Annotated in this window: 5 protein-coding genes; 4 read left to right on the top strand and 1 reads right to left on the bottom strand. The window is 73.5% G+C overall.

All coding sequences use genetic code 11. The features are described from left to right. A partial coding sequence (locus ABD194_RS21180) for a LysR family transcriptional regulator (protein WP_343995226.1) occupies positions 1-205 on the bottom strand: 205 nt, incomplete at its 3' end. Between the two features lie 69 nt (positions 206-274). Between ABD194_RS21180 and ABD194_RS21175 the strand changes: the two genes are divergently transcribed. The 4 genes from ABD194_RS21175 to ABD194_RS21160 all read left to right on the top strand — a co-directional run. Next, positions 275-871, top strand: coding sequence for a LysE/ArgO family amino acid transporter (locus ABD194_RS21175; protein WP_343995224.1), 597 nt, complete (start codon positions 275-277; stop codon positions 869-871). 227 nt (positions 872-1098) lie between these two features. Continuing rightward, on the top strand, positions 1099-1518 hold the full coding sequence (locus ABD194_RS21170) for a hypothetical protein (protein ID WP_343995222.1): 420 nt from the start codon (positions 1099-1101) through the stop codon (positions 1516-1518). A 157-nt stretch (positions 1519-1675) separates the two neighbouring features. Further along, a complete protein-coding gene (locus tag ABD194_RS21165) occupies positions 1676-1834 on the top strand; it encodes a hypothetical protein (protein WP_343995220.1) in 159 nt (52 codons plus the stop codon). After that, positions 1831-3259: ATP-binding protein (locus ABD194_RS21160; RefSeq protein WP_343995218.1), on the top strand; the 1429-nt coding region annotated here is incomplete at its 3' end. The genes ABD194_RS21165 and ABD194_RS21160, both read left to right, overlap by 4 nt.

The raw sequence follows: 3259 nt of genomic DNA, 5'->3' as shown, positions 1-3259 counted from the left end.
CGAGGCGCAACAGGACCTCTCCGGCCGAGGTGGCGCTGCAGGGGGCCGTGCGTGCGACGACGACCTGACCGATCTCGGCCTCCAGTGCCTTCACCCGCTGGCTCACCGCCGACGGGGTCAGGTGCAACCTGCGGGCGGCCGCCTCGAACGTGCCCGTGTCGACGATGGCGAGCAGGGTGGCGAGGTGGTCGGGCTGGAGCCGCATGAAGCCATGCTAATGATGCTGCAGAAACCTTCGCTTCACTGAATGGACGACGGGGCCTACGGTCGCTCTGTGACCTCTTTCGTGCCCGGCTTCCTGACCATGGCGTCGCTCATCGTCGCCATCGGCGCGCAGAACGCCTACGTGCTGCGGACCGGCCTTGCGCGCCACCACGTCGCGCTCGTGGTCACCGTCTGCGCCCTCAGCGACGCGGTGCTCGTCCTGGCAGGCGTGCTCGGCGTCGGCGGGCTGGTCACGGCCCACCCGGGACTGCTCACCGTCGTGCGGTGGGTCGGGGCGGCATACCTCATCGGGTTCGGCGTGCTCAGCCTGCGCAACGCGCGCCACCCGAAGGCCCTCGGCGCCAGCGACGCCGTCCCCTCCCGCAACGGCGTGCTGGCGACCGTGCTCGCGCTCACCTGGCTCAACCCCCACGTCTACCTCGACACGGTGCTGCTCGTCGGGTCGCTCGCCAACCAGCACGGCCGAGAAGGGCGCTGGTGGTTCGCCGGCGGCGCTGCTGCGGCGAGCCTCGCCTGGTTCACCGCGCTCGGCTACGGCGCCCGCCTGCTCGCGCCGCTCTTCGCCCGCCCGGCGACGTGGCGGGTCCTCGACGTCGCGATCGCACTGGTCATGTTCACCATCGCGGCCACGCTCCTGCTGAGCTGAGGTTGCGGGCCGAAGCGACTTTCGGGCGTTTCAGCCCCCGAGCCACGTGACCGCCCTAGCCTCCCCGAATGGAGACGGGGGAAGTCGCCGACGAGAAACGCATGAGGCTTCGGTATGCCGGCACGTGCCGTCGGTGCGGCACGAACCTCCGACCAGGCACGCGGGCCGTCTACGAACGGAGCAGTCGCACAGTGCGCTGCCTGGAGTGCCCGCCCGGGGACGCACCGGTGGACGCACCCGTGGCCGGGGAGCCTGTTGCTGCGGGGGAAGCCACGCATCAGGACGCCGACGACCACGGTGGCAGTGCGGGTGCGTCGGCGCGGCGGGAGTACGAGCGGCGTCGGGACGCCCGGGAGCAACGGGTGCGGGAGCGGTTCCCGCGCATCGGCGGGTTCCTCCTGGCCGTCACGGACGAGCCGCAGAGCGCCCGGGAATGGGACACCGGTGCTGCCGGGGAGCAGGTGGTGGGCGCCCGGCTCGACGCGCTCGGCTCCTTCCGGACGAGACGTGTCCACGTGCTGTGGCCCGGACGCTTGGGACAGCTCCTCACCGGCGGGGTGACCGCACGCGCGGGCAACGCGCCCGCTGCCGACGTGGACGTCCCCTCGCTCCGCGCCCGCATCGCGCGGGCCTTCCCTCCTGCCTGAAGTGGCGCAGCGGGCTACCTCAGAGGCCAGCGGACGGCATACGCCCTCGGATCTGAGGTAGCGGGCGTGCCGGGATAGGGAGGTCGTCCGATGTGGGGGTCTACCTCAGCCGCCGAGTCTGGAGGAGTCCAGAAACGGCACCAGCGAAGGAAAGACCATGAACACCCACTACGTCGACTTCCGCACCATCCAGTACGAGATCGAGGCCCGCTACCCGCAGCGCGGTCGCGTCCGTCGTGACTCCTCGCTCGAGATCGTCCGCCGCACGATGTCGCGGCTGTGGCGGGAGGAGAACCACCCGGTCCGTGACCGGTGACGACCACCGCAACGGCCGTGTCGGCGACCGCCCTGCCGCCGTCGGTGGAGTACGCCATGATGCCGGGTATGCCGTTGCGCACCGGCCGGATGATCGGGCGGGAGACCGACCTCTCCCGGCTCGCCGACGCCCTCGGGCTGCACCCCTCCCCGGGCGCGCGGCCCGGGGGCGTCGTCGTGCTGTCGGGCGACGCCGGGATCGGCAAGTCGCGGATCGTGGGGCAGCTCGTCGCCGACGCCACGGAGGCCGGCTGGTTCACGGCGGTCGGGCACTGTGTGGGACTGGCGGGCAGCAACCTCGCCTACCTGCCCTTCGTCGAGCTGGTCGGCTCCATCGACGCCGGGCACCCCGAGGTGGTGGAGCGGCTGCTCGAGGCCCACCCGACCCTTGGCCACCTGCTGCCCGGGCGGGGCGAGGCGCACGGCTCCGAACGCCCGCGGCCCGCGGCCCGGCCCACCGACCCCGGCCAGGTGGCCGAGGCCGTCCACGCCCTGCTGAGCGCACTCGGCGGCGAGCAGCCCTCCCTCGTCGTCGTCGAGGACGTCCACTGGGCCGACCACTCGTCCCGTGACCTCATCACCCTCCTGCTGACACGCGGGTTCGCCTCCGGCGTGGCGCTGGTCGTGACCTACCGCTCCGACGACCTCCACCGTCGCCACCCCCTGCACGACACGCTCGCCGTGTGGGCGCGCATCGCGGGGGTCGAGCACGTCGAGCTCGCCCCGCTCCCCGACGAGTCCGTGCGCGAGCTGGTCTCCCGGATCGAGGGCGCTGCCGTCGACCCCGACACGGCCACCGAGATCGCGCGCCGCGCCGAGGGCAACCCGTTCTTCGCAGAAGAGCTCGTGGCGAGCGCCGCCGCCGGGCAGGCCCTGACCGGTGGGCTGAGCCGGGTCCTGCGGGCCCGCGTCGAGCAGCTCGACGACACGGCGCAGCGCGTGCTGCGCGCCGTCGCCCTCAAGGGCGGACAGCTCATCGGCCACGACCTGCTCTCGCGCGTGCTCGACCTACCCGACGAGACCCTCGAAGCCGCGCTGGCAGCCGCCGTGGAGCACCACGTCCTCGAGGCCCGCTGGCCGCCGGCCTACACCTTCCGGCACGCGCTGCTCGGCGAGGCGGTGGCCGACGGCCTGCTGCCCGGAGAGCGCCTGCGCCTGCACCGGGCGTATGCCGCGGTGCTGGCCGAGCACCCGGAGCTCGCGCCCGCCTCCGAGCTCGCCCGGCACGCCGCGGCCGTCGGCGACCTGCCGACGGCGGTCCGCGCGAGCCGCGCCGCCGCCGAGTCCGCGATGGCGGTCGGTGGGCCGCAGGAGGCGCTGCTCCACCTCGAACGCGCCCTCTCGTGGCTCGACGAGGACGACCCCGAGCGCGACGAGGTCACCCTGCTCGCCTCGCGTGCGGCCATGGTGGCCGGCGAGCCGATCC

The sequence above is a fragment of the Terrabacter terrae genome, from assembly GCF_039529575.1.
Classification (GTDB): Bacteria; Actinomycetota; Actinomycetes; order Actinomycetales; family Dermatophilaceae; genus Terrabacter; species Terrabacter terrae.
Note: the sequence above shows the minus strand (reverse complement) of the source record. Positions and strands in the feature narration are given on the sequence as shown.